16 protein-coding genes and 1 riboswitch are annotated in these 16,287 nt (G+C 37.9%); of the genes, 10 read left to right on the top strand and 6 right to left on the bottom strand.

All coding sequences use genetic code 11. The features are described 5' to 3' along the window. Positions 1-20: 20 nt before the first annotated feature. A riboswitch (TPP riboswitch) is annotated at positions 21-131 on the top strand. A gap of 153 nt (positions 132-284) precedes the next feature. From CRI88_RS12715 to CRI88_RS12695, 5 genes are read left to right on the top strand one after another with little or no spacing between them, the layout of a single operon-like run. Continuing rightward, positions 285-1,280: an ABC transporter substrate-binding protein gene (locus CRI88_RS12715; protein WP_058843539.1), complete on the top strand. Its 996-nt coding sequence runs from the start codon at positions 285-287 to the stop codon at positions 1,278-1,280. A gap of 1 nt (position 1,281) precedes the next feature. Beyond that, positions 1,282-1,572 carry a thiamine-binding protein gene (locus tag CRI88_RS12710; protein ID WP_036125941.1) on the top strand — a complete coding sequence of 97 codons (291 nt, stop codon included), beginning with the start codon at positions 1,282-1,284 and terminating at the stop codon, positions 1,570-1,572. Continuing rightward, positions 1,572-2,345 (top strand): ABC transporter permease, encoded by a 774-nt coding sequence (locus CRI88_RS12705; RefSeq protein ID WP_036125944.1) that lies wholly within the window; start codon positions 1,572-1,574, stop codon positions 2,343-2,345. The genes CRI88_RS12710 and CRI88_RS12705 overlap by 1 nt, the downstream gene beginning before the upstream one ends. Beyond that, entirely contained in the window at positions 2,320-3,069 is a 750-nt protein-coding gene (locus CRI88_RS12700; RefSeq protein WP_101966698.1) for an ABC transporter ATP-binding protein, read from the top strand. Before CRI88_RS12705 ends, CRI88_RS12700 begins: the two co-directional genes overlap by 26 nt. Further along, entirely contained in the window at positions 3,059-3,808 is a 750-nt protein-coding gene (locus tag CRI88_RS12695; RefSeq protein ID WP_058843541.1) for a TatD family hydrolase, read from the top strand. The genes CRI88_RS12700 and CRI88_RS12695 overlap by 11 nt, the downstream gene beginning before the upstream one ends. Before the next feature lie 23 nt (positions 3,809-3,831). Here the strand turns inward: CRI88_RS12695 and CRI88_RS22505 are convergent, their stop codons facing one another. The 5 genes from CRI88_RS22505 to CRI88_RS12675 all read right to left on the bottom strand — a co-directional run bounded on the left by CRI88_RS22505 (position 3,832) and on the right by CRI88_RS12675 (position 8,367). Beyond that, a complete protein-coding gene (locus CRI88_RS22505) occupies positions 3,832-4,008 on the bottom strand; it encodes a hypothetical protein (RefSeq protein ID WP_170829828.1) in 177 nt (58 codons plus the stop codon). A gap of 96 nt (positions 4,009-4,104) precedes the next feature. Further along, entirely contained in the window at positions 4,105-5,649 is a 1,545-nt protein-coding gene (locus CRI88_RS12690; RefSeq protein WP_036125966.1) for a solute symporter family protein, read from the bottom strand. 8 nt (positions 5,650-5,657) lie between these two features. Beyond that, positions 5,658-5,996, bottom strand: a complete 339-nt coding sequence (locus CRI88_RS12685; protein WP_036125957.1) for a DUF485 domain-containing protein — start codon at positions 5,994-5,996, stop codon at positions 5,658-5,660. A 481-nt stretch (positions 5,997-6,477) separates the two neighbouring features. Continuing rightward, positions 6,478-8,031 (bottom strand): solute symporter family protein, encoded by a 1,554-nt coding sequence (locus tag CRI88_RS12680; protein WP_101966697.1) that lies wholly within the window; start codon positions 8,029-8,031, stop codon positions 6,478-6,480. After that, on the bottom strand, positions 8,032-8,367 hold the full coding sequence (locus tag CRI88_RS12675; protein ID WP_058843543.1) for a DUF485 domain-containing protein: 336 nt from the start codon (positions 8,365-8,367) through the stop codon (positions 8,032-8,034). It lies immediately after the preceding gene. Between the two features lie 574 nt (positions 8,368-8,941). Here CRI88_RS12675 and CRI88_RS12670 point away from each other — a divergent pair. The 3 genes from CRI88_RS12670 to CRI88_RS12660 all read left to right on the top strand — a co-directional run bounded on the left by CRI88_RS12670 (position 8,942) and on the right by CRI88_RS12660 (position 11,086). Next, positions 8,942-9,538 carry an SCO family protein gene (locus CRI88_RS12670; RefSeq protein WP_036126181.1) on the top strand — a complete coding sequence of 199 codons (597 nt, stop codon included), beginning with the start codon at positions 8,942-8,944 and terminating at the stop codon, positions 9,536-9,538. A gap of 173 nt (positions 9,539-9,711) precedes the next feature. Continuing rightward, on the top strand, positions 9,712-10,056 hold the full coding sequence (locus tag CRI88_RS12665) for an ArsR/SmtB family transcription factor (protein ID WP_036126183.1): 345 nt from the start codon (positions 9,712-9,714) through the stop codon (positions 10,054-10,056). A 31-nt stretch (positions 10,057-10,087) separates the two neighbouring features. After that, complete coding sequence (locus tag CRI88_RS12660; RefSeq protein ID WP_036126185.1) at positions 10,088-11,086, top strand: NADP-dependent oxidoreductase; 999 nt, start codon at positions 10,088-10,090, stop codon at positions 11,084-11,086. A gap of 379 nt (positions 11,087-11,465) precedes the next feature. Here CRI88_RS12660 and CRI88_RS12655 read toward each other — a convergent pair whose 3' ends face one another. Continuing rightward, a complete protein-coding gene (locus tag CRI88_RS12655; protein ID WP_180957805.1) occupies positions 11,466-12,047 on the bottom strand; it encodes a TetR/AcrR family transcriptional regulator in 582 nt (193 codons plus the stop codon). 227 nt (positions 12,048-12,274) lie between these two features. On the opposite strand from CRI88_RS12655, the gene CRI88_RS12650 reads away from it, so the two are divergent. Together CRI88_RS12650 and CRI88_RS12645 are read left to right on the top strand one after the other, a co-directional pair. Continuing rightward, positions 12,275-15,388: an MMPL family transporter gene (locus tag CRI88_RS12650; protein ID WP_101966695.1), complete on the top strand. Its 3,114-nt coding sequence runs from the start codon at positions 12,275-12,277 to the stop codon at positions 15,386-15,388. 342 nt (positions 15,389-15,730) lie between these two features. Then, a complete protein-coding gene (locus CRI88_RS12645; RefSeq protein WP_101966694.1) occupies positions 15,731-16,273 on the top strand; it encodes a pyridoxamine 5'-phosphate oxidase family protein in 543 nt (180 codons plus the stop codon). Positions 16,274-16,287: the final 14 nt, after the last annotated feature.

The following is a 16,287-nucleotide window of genomic DNA, read 5'->3' as shown; positions in this document are numbered from 1 at the left end:
ATCAACGAAAAGTTCATAGCACAAGAATGTAGGGGGGCTAGTAGTTGCTAGCTGAGATTGTGTCCGATAGACGCTGACCCTTTGAACCTGATTTGGCTCGTACCAGCGTAGGGAACATCTATTCAAAAAAGCAAAGTTTTGAAGATTGATTGCAATACGTCTGGGAGGAATCCTAGGCGTTTTTTTATGTTTTCAAGCAATATCTTGCCAAACGCATACGCTTTCTTTCTGGTGACAACATTCAATCATGAACACTTTCACATTATCAACTAGGAGGACTTCGCATGAAAAAATGGTTATTTATTCTAGTGGCTGCACTTTTAACGTTAGTGGGCTGTAGTGACAAGGAGGACAAGCAGGCTACTGATCAGCTGAAAAAAGTATCAGTGGTCTTAGATTGGACACCAAATACAAATCATACAGGACTGTATGTCGCAAAAAAACTCGGTTATTTTGAGGAGCAGGGCTTAGATGTTGACATTATTATGCCTGGGGAGGCAGGAGCCGATCAGCTTGTTGCTTCTGGCAAGGCAGAGTTTGGTGTGAGCTATCAGGAAGGGATTACACAGGCTCGTGTGCAAGATGTGCCTCTTGTCTCCATTGCTGCTATTATTCAACATAATACATCTGGCTTTGCTTCTATTGCATCAAAAGGTATTACATCACCAAAGGATTTCGAAGGTAAAACCTATGGCGGTTGGGGGGCTCCACTAGAGCAAGCTGTCCTACAATCATTGATGCAAACAGAAAAGGCAGACATTCATAAACTAGATATCGTCAATGCAGGAGATTTAGATTTTTTCACGATGATGCAAAAGGATATTGATTTTGCTTGGATTTATTACGCGTGGACAGGTATTGAAGCTGAGCTACGGGGTGAAAAGATTAATATGCTGTACTTAACAGATTATAGTGATCAGCTGGACTATTATACACCTGTTCTAGCTACAAATGAAAAAATGATCCAGGACAATCCTGACCTAGTTCAAGCGTTTGTGGCGGCTGCATCGAAGGGCTATGAATACGCCATAGCACATCCAAGTGAGGCGGCTGATATTTTAATAGAAGCGGCTCCCGATTTAGATCAAGCGTTAGTGCATAAAAGTCAGGAATGGCTAGCCGATAAATATCAGGATGATGCCAAGCAATGGGGAGAGCAAAAGCTTTCTGTATGGGAAAACTATGCAAAATGGATGTCTAGCAACAACGTGTTAGAGGGCGAATTTAATGCGAAACAAGCCTTTACAAATGATTTCTTACCTAAAAAGGAGGCCAAATAAGATGGCGAATTCATTAATCAGTGTTCAAATCATTCCAAAAACAGAGAAATTTGAGGATGTTATACCGTATGTCGATGCGGCGATTGCTGTGATAGATGCTGCTGGTGTGAAATATGAGGTACATCCGTTGGAAACGACGATGGAAGGTGAGCTGTCAATGTTGCTGCAAATCATTGAAAAAATGAATGACAAGATGATTGAGCTTGGTGCTATCAATGTCATTACACAAGTGAAAATATTATATCAGCCAACTGGTATAACAATGGATACATTAACGGAGAAATACCAGTAATGAAACAAGCTTTGCAAAAGGGAAGGACGATTATTTTTATCGCCTTCCTCTTATTCGTGTGGGAGCTCATTGTGCATGTGGCTGAAGTTCCTCATTGGTTATTACCTGCACCAAGTCGTATTTTGTTGGAAGCTTTTAAAGCCTATCAAACCTTTTTACCACATGCTTGGGCTACGATGCAATTAGCCTTATTAGGACTTGCCATTGGTATTGCCTGTGGATTAATGGTGGCGATTGTCTTGCATCGATTTACATTTATTCGGGAGTTGTTTTATCCGATTTTAATTATGTCGCAAAATATCCCTATTCTTGTCTTAGCGCCATTGCTCATTATTTGGTTTGGCTTTGGTTTATTACCAAAGCTCATCATTATTTGCCTCGTGTGCTTTTTCCCCATTGTTATTGCGGCAATGGACGGATTTCGGCAAACAGCACCTGAGTTAAAGCATTATTTTGCCATGGTTGGTGCTACAAAGGCGCAAACTTTTTGGAAGCTTGAATGGCCTCATGCATACCCAACGATTTTTTCAGGTGTAAAAATTGCTGCGACGTATAGTGTGATGGGCGCTGTTATTGCGGAGTGGCTTGGTGCAAAAAAAGGAATAGGCGTTTATATGACCTTAGCACAGTCCTCGTTCCGCACTGATCGTGTATTCGTAGCCATTTTTGCGATTGTTTTATTAAGCTTACTGTTGTTTAGCAGTATTCGCTTACTTGAAAAATTCATGGTGAAGGGGAGAGGCTATCATGCTCAGCATTCAAAACATCGCTAAATCCTTTGATACCCTGCAAGTTCTTGAAGATGTATCCTTTGACGTTAAAGATGGAGAGTTTGTGGCCATTGTTGGTCCCTCTGGCAGTGGTAAGAGTACCCTTTTTCAATTAATTGGTGGCGTTTCTACGATTGATCAAGGGTCCATTTTATTAAATGAAGAGGACATTCAGCGAAAAAGAGGAACGATTGGTTATATGCCTCAGCAGCCTTGTCTACTACCTTGGCGCACGATTTTAGAGAATGTCACACTCGTAGAGGAATTACAGCATCAACCAAATACTGAACGTGCTATAGAGTGGCTTGAAAAGGTGGGGCTTGGTTCATTTATCCATGCTTATCCAAACGAATTGTCAGGCGGCATGCAACAGCGTGTATCTTTTATACGTGCGATGGTCAGTGATAAGCCTATTTTATGCTTAGATGAACCATTTTCTGCGCTGGATGAATTCACCAGACTGGAAATGCAAGCGTGGCTATTATCCATCTGGGAAGCCTATCGTAAATCAATACTATTTGTCACGCATAGTATTGAGGAAGCACTCTTTTTAGCGGATCGGATCCTTGTTTTAAGCAAACGTCCTGCGACGGTTAAAAAGGAAATCATTGTGCCTTTTGAAAGACCCCGAAAAGAGGAAATTCGTCATTCAGCAGCGTTCACCGAGTTAAAGCAACAATTATTTATGTACTTACAAGAAGAAAAGGGTGATATGTTTGTTGATTGATGCTCATATTCATTTGGATCAGTATCGAGATGAGGAAATTCCAGCCTTACTTGAAGAGGTAGAGACGGTGATTGCGGTTAGCATGCAGTTGTCGTCCTGTAAAAGAACATTGCATTTATCGAATAACTATCAGCCAGTGAAAGCCGCTTTTGGCTTTCATCCAGAACAGCCTTTACTAAGTCCAAATGATGAGACAGCTTTATTTGATTGGATTCGTTCGCATCAGGATGATATGGTTGCTATTGGTGAGGTGGGTCTACCTTATTATTTAAAACAAGAGCAAGCGATTGATGAACGTCCCTATATGGCTCTATTAGAGCGTTTTGTTGCATTGGCAAAGGAATTGGATAAGCCAATAGTGTTACACGCTGTCTATGAGGATGCTAGCATCGTTTGTGATTTACTTGACAAACATCAGCTTCGCCAAGCACATTTTCATTGGTTTAAAGGGGATGAGGCTGTGGTGAAACGCATGATTCAGCATGGCTATTTTATTTCGATCACCCCTGATTGTTTGTATGAACAAGAAATTCAACAGTTGATACAAGCTTATCCCATTGAACTAATGATGGTGGAAACGGATGGTCCTTGGCCTTTTGAAGGACCGTTTACAAATAAGCGTACATCTCCGTGGATGATGCATTCGACCATTGAGGTCATAGCGTCCATCAAGGGGTTGTCGACACAGGAAGTGGCTCAAATTATCACGCAAAACACCAATGCCTTCTATCGGCTTTAAAAGAAAAAGCAGTATAGGGAACGTTAGTCGTCCTTATACTGCTTTTTATGTTTTGTGAAATCATGATCGAGTTTCTCATTCTTTGTTTTTGTTATGCGCTCGTGTGTACTGAAGGATATAGATTGACGGTTTTTTTCAACATCCTTGCCGACAGTTCGTTTAACATGCATCCGTTTCTTTTTAGCCCTTGATTGTGACATGAGCATAACCTCCAATCTTTTTCTCATTCTATAGTAGCGAATAGGGAAGAAAAAGTAAAACCTCGTAAGCGAGATGCTTACGAGGGTGTTGAGTGATTAGTGAGATACGTCCTGTACAGAAATACCTGTGTTTGCTTTAACGTCAACTTCACGATACTTCGCGTCATCCGTTTCTTTAGAAAGGAATGTACCGATGAAACCACCAAGGAAACCAAGTGGTACAGAGATTAAGGCTGGGTTCGTTAACATGATTAATGGTTCACCAACGAAAATCGCCTTACCTTCAACTGGATTCCATACGTTTGGTGAAATAGCAACTAACACTAATGCAGAAATTAAACCTGTTAACATCGCCGTTACAGCACCAGCTGTATTAAAGCGTTTCCAATAAATTGTATAGATAATAACTGGAAGGTTAGCAGATCCCGCAATACAGAATGCTAGAGATACTAAGAATGCAACGTTTAATGTTTGTGCGCCAAGTGCTAATAGGATAGAAATAACAGCGATTGTAATGGAACCAATGCGAGCTGCAAGAACTTGCTCTTTTTCTGTAATTTTACCCTTTTTGATAATTTGTCCATAAATATCATGAGATAGGGCAGATGCACCTGAAAGTACAAGGCCTGCTACTACCGCTAGGATTGTTGCGAAGGCTACCGCACAAACGAATGAGAATAGGATGTCTCCACCAAGTGCTTCTGCAAGCAGTGGGGCAGCCATGTTACCAGCAGCGTTTGCAGCGATAATATCTTCTTTCCCAACGAATGCTGCTGCACCGAAACCTAAGAAAATTGTTAGAACGTAGAAAATACCTACGATCCAAGTAGCCCAAATAACCGATGAACGAGCTGTTTTTGCGTCTTTTACTGTAAAGAAACGCATTAAAATATGTGGAAGACCCGCAGTACCCAATACTAAGGCAATTAACATAGAGATTGTATCAAGTCCATTTGTGTATTTTAGACCTGGATTTAAATAAGCAGCACCACTATCAGTAGCTGTTGTCATTTCTGTAAACATTGTCGAGATACTGAAGCCGAACTCTTTTAATACTAAGAACGAAATAATCACTGTACCAAGCATTAACAGACAAGCTTTGATGATTTGCACCCAAGATGTCGCTGTCATACCACCGAATAATACGTATGTTGTCATCATGAAACCTACGATTAACACGGCAATCCAGTAGTCGATTCCTAAAAGTAATTGAATAAGTGCTCCTGCACCAACTAGTTGTGCAATCATGTAGAATAAAACAATTGTAATCGTGCTTAAAGCAGCTGTTCCACGAACTTTTGCATTATTGAAGCGAGCTGTAATCATGTCAGCTAATGTAAATTTCCCAAGGTTACGTAATGGCTCAGCAACGATGTATAACACCACTAAGTAAGCTACTAAATAACCAATAGAGAAGAAGAATCCATCAAATCCAAATAATGCGACTGCACCAGCGATACCTAGGAAAGAGGCTGCTGATAAATAGTCTCCAGCGATAGCTAGTCCATTTTGCCAGCCTGTTAAGCCACCACCTGCCGTGTAGAAATCACTTGCGGAAGATGTACGTTTAGATGCCCACCATGTAATAACTAATGTTAAACCAACTATGGCTACGAAGAAGAATATGGCTGTAAAACTCATTCCGTTACTCATCGGCGGCCACCTCCGTTTTCGTATTCAGCGATAATCGCTTTTGCTTCTCTATCAAAGTTGTTTGCCTTAGCTACATATAAATGACATAACCCCCATGTCATGATGAATAGCCCCGCTGCATAGATCCACACCCAAGTAATTTCCCCAAATGCCTTTTGATGTAGAATTGTCGTGTACGATGTCAGAATTGGTAACAACATGTATGCCAATAAAAATATGACAGTTATAGACCAAAGAAAAGAATTTTTTCTGCGTACAAGAGATTTAAATGATTCTTGGTTTGCAATTGCATCATAGTCAATCACGATACCTTTTTTTGCCTGATTGTTCGCCATTAACATTCCCCATTTTGTGTATATTTTTTCTACCTCAAGACTTGATTTTGCTAGTTTAGTGAATTCACATTTTCATTTTATGAAACAGTTCACAAAATTGCAATACATTTCAGAAAAATTATGCAAAAAAAATTTTTCTGAAAATAGTACTGAGAGAGAAAAAATGGCACAAACTCAAGAATATAGGGGGTTTTAGAAAATTCAGATAAATAAATAAAGCAAAGGGAAATCTAGATTCTTGACAAAAATATAAGGGTAAATTTACAAGAAAATCTTGTTTTTTCAATTAAAATTAAACACCATTTACCTAGTGGGAATTGGATTTTTTCTGTTTTTTGGAAGAGAAATAGTATTGTTCAATAAATAAATTAGTAGATATTGAATAACAAAAAAGGCGAAAAACTCGATGAAAAATCGAATTTTTTGCCTATTTTTTTGCATTTTTTGAATTGGAATTCATTATGCAAGAGGTGAATAAATATTAATGAGAAATATCAGAAACAGATACGCCTGTATTCGCTTTCACACGAATTTCTTGATAAATACGTTCAGCTTCTTCCTGTGGTACTTTGCTAGCTGTCAAAACTGTACCAAGGTACCCAGCAATAAAGCCTAATGGAATCGTAATAATCGCAGGAACAGCAAGTGGTACAAGCGGTTGACCAACAAAGATGGCTGCACCTTCAACGGGGCTCCAGACATTCGGTCCCATTGCGCCTAAAATTAAACAGGACACTAAACCCGTTACCATAGCTGTTACAGCTCCTGTGGAATTAAATTTCTTCCAATAGATTGTATAAAGGATCACAGGTAGGTTGGCTGAGGCACCGATACAAAAGGCAAAGGATACTAGGAACGAAACATTTAAGCTTTGGGCAAACAATGCAAGAATAATAGACACAATCGCAATCGAAATAGAGCCTGTACGTGCAGCTACAACCTGTTGCTTTTCAGTTAATTTCCCTCCTTTTATGATTTCTCCATAAATATCATGAGAAATAGCAGAAGCCCCCGTTAACACTAAGCCTGACACAACAGCTAAAATCGTCGCAAAGGCTACGGCGCCAATAAATGCCATCAAGACATCTCCGCCTAAATAATGCGCTAGAAGTGGGGCAGCCGTATTACCAGCCTTACTTTCAGCAAGAATTTGATCTAATCCAACAAAGTTTAGCGCACCGAACCCTAAGAAGATCGTTAGTGAGAAGAAAATAGCTGTAATCCAAGTTGTCCAAGAAATAGAAGAACGTGCTGTCTTGGCATCTTTTACGGTAAAGAAACGCATTAAAATATGTGGTAAACCTGATGTTCCTAAAACTAAAGCCATCATCATCGAAACGGAGTCGATTGTACTTGTGTATTTAATCCCAGGCACAAGGAATTCTTCCCCATGATCCATTGCAATTGTGTCAAACATTTTCATAAGAGAGAAATCAAATTTCATTAACACTAATACCGCTAATAGACCTGTCCCAAATAATAACAAGCTTGCTTTAATAATTTGTACCCATGAAGTTGCTGTCATGCCGCCAAACAATACATATGTTGTCATCATAACGCCGACAATTAACACAGCAATCCAATATTCAATTCCAAATAGTAGTTTAATTAATGCACCAGCACCTACAAGCTGTGCAATCATGTAAAGAATCACAATAATAATCGTACCTGATGCAGCCACGCCACGAATTCGTTTTTCATTAAAACGAGCCGTTAACATATCTGCTAATGTGTAACGCCCCAAATTACGCATAGGCTCAGCAATGACATAAAGAAGCACTAAATTTGCTACAACATAGCCAACAGAGAAGAAGAAACCATCAAAACCAGTTAAGGCAATCGCACCAGACACCCCAAGAAAGGCAGCTGCTGATAAATAGTCACCAGCAATCGCAAAGCCGTTTTGCCACCCCTTTAATCCACCACCGGCTGTGTAAAAATCAGCAGCCGAGGAAGTGCGTTTTGCTGCAATATAGGTAACGACAAGTGTTAATCCAACAATGGCTAAAAAGAAACCTACAGATACAATATTCATTTAGTTACCACCTTTCGCATGATACTCGGCTAGCACAGCAGCCGCAGCTTTATCGAATGAAGCAGCTTTTTTTACATATACTGTACAGAGCACAATGGTCATGATAAATAACCCTGCAGAATATACCCATACACCCGTAATATTTCCGAATAATTTTTGTTGTAGTACAGGTTGGAAGGCAAGGATCGGAAGCAAAATATAAAGAATTAGAAACACTGCTGTAATCGAGAAAAGAAAGGTATTTTTCTTTTTCACAAAGGTATTAAACGATTCCATTGCCTCAATTGCATGATAATCAATTGATTGAGCCTGTTTTTCACTAGAAACATTCGCCATTATTATTCCCCCTAAAGTTATATATTTCTGTTTTAAACGACATATTTCTTTTTCTTTCGTCGTTATATTCACTTATTTTATGGGGGATATTCTTATAATGCAATACTAAATTTTGAGTTTTTATAATTTTTAGTCAGTTTAGTTACGTAGAAATAACATAGAAATATTAAGTGTTTAATAGAATAAAATGGTATTAAAGAGAACGAGAATTTCGAGTGAAATAATATTATTGAAATAGTTTGTTGCTGATAAAGTTGAATGTAGGAGAAAATATATTCACAAAAGAGAATTTTCTGTATTTTATTATTCTTCTATTAAAACCCAAAAGGTAGAAATAGTTTGTTATATAACAACCGTTCTTTCTCTTGGGAAATAACGAAAATAATAAAAAAAAGCTTTCAAAAAAATTTTGAAAAGGATGTGTCATTTGGAAGATGTAGTGTAATGAAATACCAGAATCAGTTAATGTTCACATGTTATACAAATAGCAATCTGGGGGTAAGTCCATTATCTTGTATTTGGCTTCTAGAATGAATAAAATAAGATGATGAAATGAAGGGAAGTGGTACCACAAATGAAAAAGAAAAGTATATTGCTCGTTTTAGTTCTAGCATTCAGCAGCATTTTAGCTGCTTGCGGAAGCTACAAATTTGAGCCATCTGTAAACATTGAGGTCCAAGATTTCAATGTAATGAATCAAAAAAATGAACAAGTGAGCCTAGATGATTTAAAAGGTAAGCCTTGGCTAGCAATGTTTATTTTTACAAACTGTACGACGATCTGTCCGCCAATGACATTTAATATGACAGAGGTCCAGCAAGCACTACAGGATGAAGGCCTTGAGGATTATCAAATTGTCGCATTTAGTGTAGATCCAGAGGTGGATAAGCCTGAGGTATTAACGAACTATTTAAATACGTATAATGTTGTCGATGAAAGCAAATGGCAGCTATTAACGGGCTATCAACAAAAATTTATCGAACAATTTGCACGTAAATCATTCAATTCATTAGTCAAAAATGATCCAAACTCAGACCAAGTCATACATATGTCGAGCTATTATTTAGTGAACGCAGACGGCACAGTTGTAAAAGACTATGATGGCGCGACAAACGTACCAGTTGAAACTATTGTTGGAGATATGAAGGCACTCATTAAGGAAAGCAAATAACACAGAGGTCCATGTGACTTCTGTGTTTTTTTGTTGTCGAGAAAGAATTCACCTCCAAAGATTGGATTCGTCTCGATTTTCTTTCTCAATATTGCACAGAATAGCATTGTACTTTATGGTTGTATCCATAGGATGGTTCAATAACTTAAACTATTCAACTAATTAAAGGAGGGATTATTTACATGACTAAACAGGACCAACTACACACCATTAAAGAAAATTTTATCAACTGTCAAAAGGTACTATTGGCCATTGGTGATGAAACACGTCAATCTATTTTACTTGTGTTAATGGCTACGGATTGTCAAACAGGATTACGTGTAGGCGAAATCACAGAACAAACCCATCTGTCTAGACCTGCTGTGTCACATCACCTTAAAATTTTACGTGATGCCGGTGTTATTTTAATGCGTAAAGAAGGGACAAAAAACTTTTATTATATAGATATACGCACAAAATTAGGTTTACTAAAAACACTTGTTACGGATATTGAGACGCTATTAAAGGAATTTTATTGAGAATACGATAAGTTATTTGGAGGAATAAACGATGAAAGCAATGGTTATCAATCAATATGGCAAAGCCCCGATGCAGTTAGCAGAAATACCTACACCTGAAATTGGTGAATATGAGATACTTGCAGAAATTCATGCCGCTAGTATTAATCCTATTGATTTTAAAATACGCGATGGGAAAGTGAAGTTGTTAATACAATATAAAATGCCTCTAATCCTTGGAAATGATTTTTCGGGAGTTGTGGTAAAGGTTGGCACAAAAGTAACTCGTTTTAAAGTGGGCGATGAAATATATGCACGCCCACGTAAAAGTAAAATCGGTACTTTTGCCGAATTTATCGCAATACATGAAGATGATATAGCCCTAAAACCTAAAAACTTGAGCTTTGAGGAAGCTGCATCCATCCCTCTCGTTGGGTTAACTTCATATCAAGCATTACATGACATCATGCACTTACAAAAAGGACAAAAGATTTTAATTCATGCAGGGTCTGGTGGTGTAGGCACTTTTGCTATTCAACTGGCTAAAGTAATGGGTGCCACAGTAGCAACAACTGCTAGTGAAGCTGGTGCAAACTTAGTCACATCTCTTGGTGCAGACGAAGTGATCAATTACAAGACAGAGAAGTTTGAAGAAATATTGGGAAATTATGATGCCGTCTTTGATACACTTGGGGGTGAGACGCTTGAAAAATCTTTCGGGATCATCAAAAATGGAGGGAAAATTGTTTCTGTTTCTGGCATGCCAAATGCCCGTTTTGCTAAAGAAAATGATTCAGGATTTTTCAAAACCCTATTATTTTCAGCAGCAAGTTATAAACTGACTGCACTTGAAAAGAAGCATCATGCGCAATATTCCTTTTTATTTATGAAGCCAAGCGGTGATCAATTACGTATAATTGCGGACTATATTGAATCTGGTAAAATCAAACCCGTCATTGATCGAACTTTTACATTTGAAGAAGCTCAAAAAGCGATGGAATATGCTGAGTCTGGAAGGGCAAAGGGGAAGATAATTGTGAAAATCAAGTAGTCATCTAAGCTATCTTGGTTGCTATTGATCTAAATTATTAAATGTATAGAAGGGTGTTTCCTTCTTATTTAATGGCCAATTTAACTAGTTTTCGGAGTGACTACGCTTAATATGAACATGGTGAAGGAAAATATAATAGTGTTGGCACATGCTTCCAAAAATGCCTATGCTAGAAAATGATATTTCGATCTTGATGATTCCTTCATTGTTTTTTCGCTGAATTTACATTGAATATTTTGGCATAAATAGATTTTCCTCTTACAAGCTCAAATTCATTAAGCAATTTATGCAAGTGCTTATGGCCAAAAGCTAGCTGATGTATAGAGATAAATATGAAAGAAGCTGTGATTGCAGCTTCTTTTTTGCAGTAAATAGTACTTTATTTGAACGTATAAGATTGTAGCCCTTGTATCATCATTCGACTGATGGACTTTGTGAGTTCTTCTAATGAACAATCGAATTTTCCTGCTAACCAATCTTGATACATCGACATTAGCCCACCTACTAAGAAATGGACACGTAATACAAATTCTTGACGTTCTTGACTGGGATGAATAGTTTCTTGAAAACTAATGATTTTCTCAATCAGAATGTCTTTTAATTTCACGACAAAGCAAGAGGCCCCCTGTACAAAGATTAACTTTCGGTAAAATTCAATATCTTGTTGTAAAAAGTCGACCATTTTTAAAAATAAAGGCATCGGATTTTGAATGATTTCGACCGCTTTAAAATCATTCAGAAACTCTACCATTTTGCCCATTAGTTCATTTTCAATTTCCTCAATAACCGCCAAAATATCCGAGTAATGAGCATAGAATGTTCCTCTACTTACTTCAGCTCGTTCAACAATATTTTTTACGGTGATCTTTTCTAAATCCTTCTCCAGCACTAATTCTACAAATGCGTGCCTAATCATTTTTCTTGAGCGAATTGCGCTTTTGTATTCTGCTTTCCCACTCATTTTTTTTGCACTCCTAAAATATTTTTCTAAAGTTGAACACATTGATATGTCAATGTTCAAAGTTGTACATATAGACGAAAATTGAACATTGTCCCGTTTTCTGAGGCTAAGTATACTTGATTTACGAGTAAAAGTATACACTTGTATGATTTTATAATCGTTTATCTAGGGGCTAGCACTCTCTAGATAGTTGTTAATTTAGTAAAGTGAAAGTGAGAGAAATGATGATGAAAAAAATCATGAATTGGCGAGTAGCATCGTTCGTTTTATGGATAGTCATGGCAGTCCTTATGGTCGTGACGATGCCTAATTTAGATCAATTGGTTAGAGAAAAAGGGCAAATTACTATTCCCGAAAGTGCTCAAAGCAATATTGCAGAAGATCTGCTTAATCAAATGGATAATGACAGTGGGGAAAGGTATCAAATTATTGCTGTCTTCAATAGTGGGAATGATCAAGCATTAACAAAGGAACAAAAAGAAGAAGTAGGAAAAATCATTAAAGAATTAAAAAAAGAACAAACTCAGCTCGGTATGAAGGAGATTATGACTCATTTAGATAATGAGCAAACGAAAAAACAGCTCATTTCTGAAGATGGAACTACCATCCTAGCCCAGCTTTCTATTGAGCAGAATAATAGAGAAATTTCTGAGATAACGAAGGAGCTTACTAAAATTATAGATAGTAAAAATGTAGATACCTATCTAACAGGAAACAGTCTGGTAATGGAAGATTTCGTTCAATCCACCCAAGAGGGGATTAAGAAAGCAGAAATAATAGCGATTTTCTTTATTATCGCTGTGCTCATTCTTGTTTTCCGATCACCAATAGTGCCATTCGTCTCTCTTTTATTGGTTGGAGTAGCTTACGTAGTGTCACTAGGAATCATTGCACACTTAGTAGATCAGTTTAATTACCCATTTTCGAATTTTACTCAAGTATTTTTAGTTGTGATTTTATTCGGTATCGGCACAGATTATAATATCTTACTCTTCACTCGATTTAAGGAAGAACTGGTGAAGCAGGAAGATCGTTGGAAAGCAGTGCGCAGCACGTATAAAACAGCTGGAAAAACGATTCTGTATAGTGCGCTTGCGGTGTTTATTGGATTTATGGCTCTTTATTTGGCGGAATTCGGGTTATACCGAGCAAGTTCAGCTGTAGCAATTGGCGTAGCTGTACTCGTATTGGTCTTATTGACCTTAAATCCCTTTTTTATGGCTTTACTGGGGAAAAAGATGTTCTGGCCAGCGAAAACTTTTACTGGTCATAATGACAGTAAAATCTGGGGATTTTTAGCGAGGCTATCTGTTTTAAGACCTTTCGTTGCATTAGTCTTTACAGCGATTTTGTGTGTTCCATTTATCATGAATTCTAGCCATTCTCTAAGCTATAATGACTTGTTGGAAATCGATGATCGTTATGCTTCAAAGCAAGGGATTAATGTGATTGAAGCGCATTTCCCAGCAGGTTTTTCATCACCTACTACACTTGCCTTACAGTCAAATGAAGCACTGGATAATGCAAGATCATTACAAGCATTAGATGAAATAGCTGAAAAGATTTCGCAGATTGACGGTGTATCTAAAGTATTAACAGCTACACGACCAGTTGGAGAAAAAATGGATGACCTATACATCACGGAGCAATCTAAACAAATAAAGAGTGGCTTAGGTGATGCGAATGAAGGTGTAGGTAAGATTAGTAATGGTTTGTCTTCAGCTGAGCAACAATTCCAACAAACAGATACAAATGCTGCTCAAAATGTTCAGGCATTAATTCAAGGAACAGATGAAATGACAAAAGGTGTTTCTAGTTTAGGGACTGCTATTGATCAATTAACAAACGGCGTAAGTGCAGGAGCAAATGGCGTCCAAGAACTAGAAAATGGTTTAGCTTCTGTAAAAGAAAATACGAACACTTTATCCATTTCGATGTCACAATTATTAAATGGTTATACGGAACTTGAAAAAGGTTTGTCCTCATTTAGTACGAATCTTACCAGCATTGGGCAAGGGATTGAAAGTGCAGAAAAAGGATATAGACAAATTGAAAGTGCAATGCATGCACTCGTACAGTCAAAACCAGAGCTAGCTAATGATATGAATGTGCAAACGACGCTTAGCATTGCATCAACTGAAAGGCAGCAATTAGAGCAATTATCAGAGAAATTACACACAGTGACAGCTCAATTCGAAGGGGCCATGACATCATTTAGGGAAGTAAATGCTTCACTTGCCAAAGTGAACAGTAGCTTCTCCCAATTACAAGCAGGTGTGAATCAACTATATGAAGCATCTTCTAGCTTAACACATGGTTTGCAATCTGCAACAAAGGGGTCTAACCAAATCGCAAGCCAAGTACCCTCCCTTGAATCAGGATTAATGACGATTAACGAGGGACAAAAGCAACTGCAAACAGGACTAACGGATTTAGCTGATAAAATGGCAACCTTACAATCAGGATTATCAGCAAGCACAAAAGGTTTACAAGACGTCAGCACAGGTTTAACAGATGTTCAAGACTATTTAACAGGTCTTAGTGAATCAGAGGCTTCTGAAAAGTTATATATTCCAAAGGATGTTTTAGTGAGTGATGAGTTCCAAAAATCATTGAACATGTATATGTCCGATAATCGGAAAATAACTCAGATGGGTATCATTTTAGCTGTGAATCCTTATTCAAAGGAAGCCATGATAATTGTTGACCAAATTGAGCAAGAGATACAAGCGATCATTAAAAGTAGTGAGTTTCGTGATGCGAAGGTAGCAATCGGTGGAAGAACATCGCAAAATGTGGATCTTGAAGAAATTGCGAGTGGGGATTTCACTCGAACAGCAGCCATCATGCTAATAGGCATTGGTATCATTCTGATCATTATTACTCGTTCTTTCCTAAAACCAATTTTTATTTTAGCCTCTTTAATCATAACGTACTATACTGCCATAGGTATGAGTAGTATTATAAGCGCTAAATTTCTCAATATGAGTGAACTAGCGTGGAATGTACCATTCTTTAGTTTCATCATGATTGTTGCACTAGGAGTAGACTACAGTATTTTCTTGATGATGCGTTATAGAGAGCTGGAGGGGAATTCGACAAAAGCTATTATCGATGCCACACGTCACATTGGAGGTGTGGTGATATCAGCAGCGATCATTCTCGGAGGTACATTTGCGGCATTAATGCCTTCAGGTGTCATAACGCTTATTGAAATAGCCATAACGGTTATTCTAGGGCTTGTTCTACTTACTTTTGTCATGTTGCCAATTCTAATTCCTGCTTTGTTAAGCGGGGTGGGGCGAATTCGCAATATTGGAAGAAAGAAAAGGAAGCAATAGATAACTTATAAAAAACCATAGTTACACCAGAAAAAAAGCTGCCATTTCAGAAAGCTTTTTTCTGGTGCTGACGGGGAAGGCAAGTGGAGACCTATTTAGCTAATTAAATGATAAAAAAGTGAAATAGAGAGCAAACTCCATTTCACTTTTTTGAATAAAGCATTTTTCTGTAACTAAATATGACTAATATGAAACAATGGCACTGAGCATAATAGTTAATCATAATCTTTAAAATTTAACTCTCCTCTGAAAATGGATTGCTTGATTGCTATAATTATGGACGTTTTTATTCAATCCAAAGGTTGATAAAATCACATCATACTACAAGTAGGAGTGATAGCCATGGTTAAGGTACGTTACAAAGTAAGAGAAGTGTTGGACAAGAACAAAATAGATACATTTTTGCAGCAAGCTCGCATTGGGCATCTAGGTATGGTTGACGGTCATTTGCCATATGTTATCCCACTTAATTTTGTGTGGACAAACGGGGTGCTTTATTTCCATGGAGCCACTGGCGGGAGACGAAATCAAGTGATGGAAGAGAATCCAGAGGTCTGCTTTACAGTTTGCGAAGAATATGGAACGATTACTAATCCAGTACCCGCTAAAACGGACACCGCTTATATGAGTGTCATGGTTTTTGGTAAGGCTCAACCTATCGTCGATCTAAATGAAGCGACACATATGTTGCAAGAAATGATAAATAAATATGTACCTGGTTACTATAATCGTCCCTTATCCCAGCAACATGTGGACAAATATCGATCAGCCGTTTTCGGAGGGCCGGTTCAAGTTTACCGAATTGTTCCGCAACATATTACCGCGAAAGAAAATCCAATTGCACTAAGGGAAATGTTCAATATTGAAAAAATCCCACATACATAGTACTGGTTTTCAGA

This window comes from Lysinibacillus fusiformis, assembly GCF_002845985.1.
Taxonomy (GTDB): Bacteria; Bacillota; Bacilli; order Bacillales_A; family Planococcaceae; genus Lysinibacillus; species Lysinibacillus fusiformis_D.
Note: the sequence above shows the minus strand (reverse complement) of the source record. Positions and strands in the feature narration are given on the sequence as shown.

What these genes read in the sequence shown, in the direction of transcription:
- CRI88_RS12660 (WP_036126185.1), top strand. Translation starts at nt 10,088, where the DNA reads ATGAAAGCAATGGTTATCAATCAATATGGCAAAGCCCCGATGCAGTTA.
- CRI88_RS12680 (WP_101966697.1), bottom strand. Translation starts at nt 8,031, where the DNA reads ATGAATATTGTATCTGTAGGTTTCTTTTTAGCCATTGTTGGATTAACA.
- CRI88_RS12685 (WP_036125957.1), bottom strand. Translation starts at nt 5,996, where the DNA reads ATGGCGAACAATCAGGCAAAAAAAGGTATCGTGATTGACTATGATGCA.
- CRI88_RS12715 (WP_058843539.1), top strand. Translation starts at nt 285, where the DNA reads ATGAAAAAATGGTTATTTATTCTAGTGGCTGCACTTTTAACGTTAGTG.
- CRI88_RS22505 (WP_170829828.1), bottom strand. Translation starts at nt 4,008, where the DNA reads ATGTCACAATCAAGGGCTAAAAAGAAACGGATGCATGTTAAACGAACT.
- CRI88_RS12675 (WP_058843543.1), bottom strand. Translation starts at nt 8,367, where the DNA reads ATGGCGAATGTTTCTAGTGAAAAACAGGCTCAATCAATTGATTATCAT.
- CRI88_RS12690 (WP_036125966.1), bottom strand. Translation starts at nt 5,649, where the DNA reads ATGAGTTTTACAGCCATATTCTTCTTCGTAGCCATAGTTGGTTTAACA.
- CRI88_RS12670 (WP_036126181.1), top strand. Translation starts at nt 8,942, where the DNA reads ATGAAAAAGAAAAGTATATTGCTCGTTTTAGTTCTAGCATTCAGCAGC.
- CRI88_RS12650 (WP_101966695.1), top strand. Translation starts at nt 12,275, where the DNA reads ATGAAAAAAATCATGAATTGGCGAGTAGCATCGTTCGTTTTATGGATA.
- CRI88_RS12645 (WP_101966694.1), top strand. Translation starts at nt 15,731, where the DNA reads ATGGTTAAGGTACGTTACAAAGTAAGAGAAGTGTTGGACAAGAACAAA.
- CRI88_RS12710 (WP_036125941.1), top strand. Translation starts at nt 1,282, where the DNA reads ATGGCGAATTCATTAATCAGTGTTCAAATCATTCCAAAAACAGAGAAA.
- CRI88_RS12705 (WP_036125944.1), top strand. Translation starts at nt 1,572, where the DNA reads ATGAAACAAGCTTTGCAAAAGGGAAGGACGATTATTTTTATCGCCTTC.
- CRI88_RS12700 (WP_101966698.1), top strand. Translation starts at nt 2,320, where the DNA reads ATGCTCAGCATTCAAAACATCGCTAAATCCTTTGATACCCTGCAAGTT.
- CRI88_RS12655 (WP_180957805.1), bottom strand. Translation starts at nt 12,047, where the DNA reads ATGAGTGGGAAAGCAGAATACAAAAGCGCAATTCGCTCAAGAAAAATG.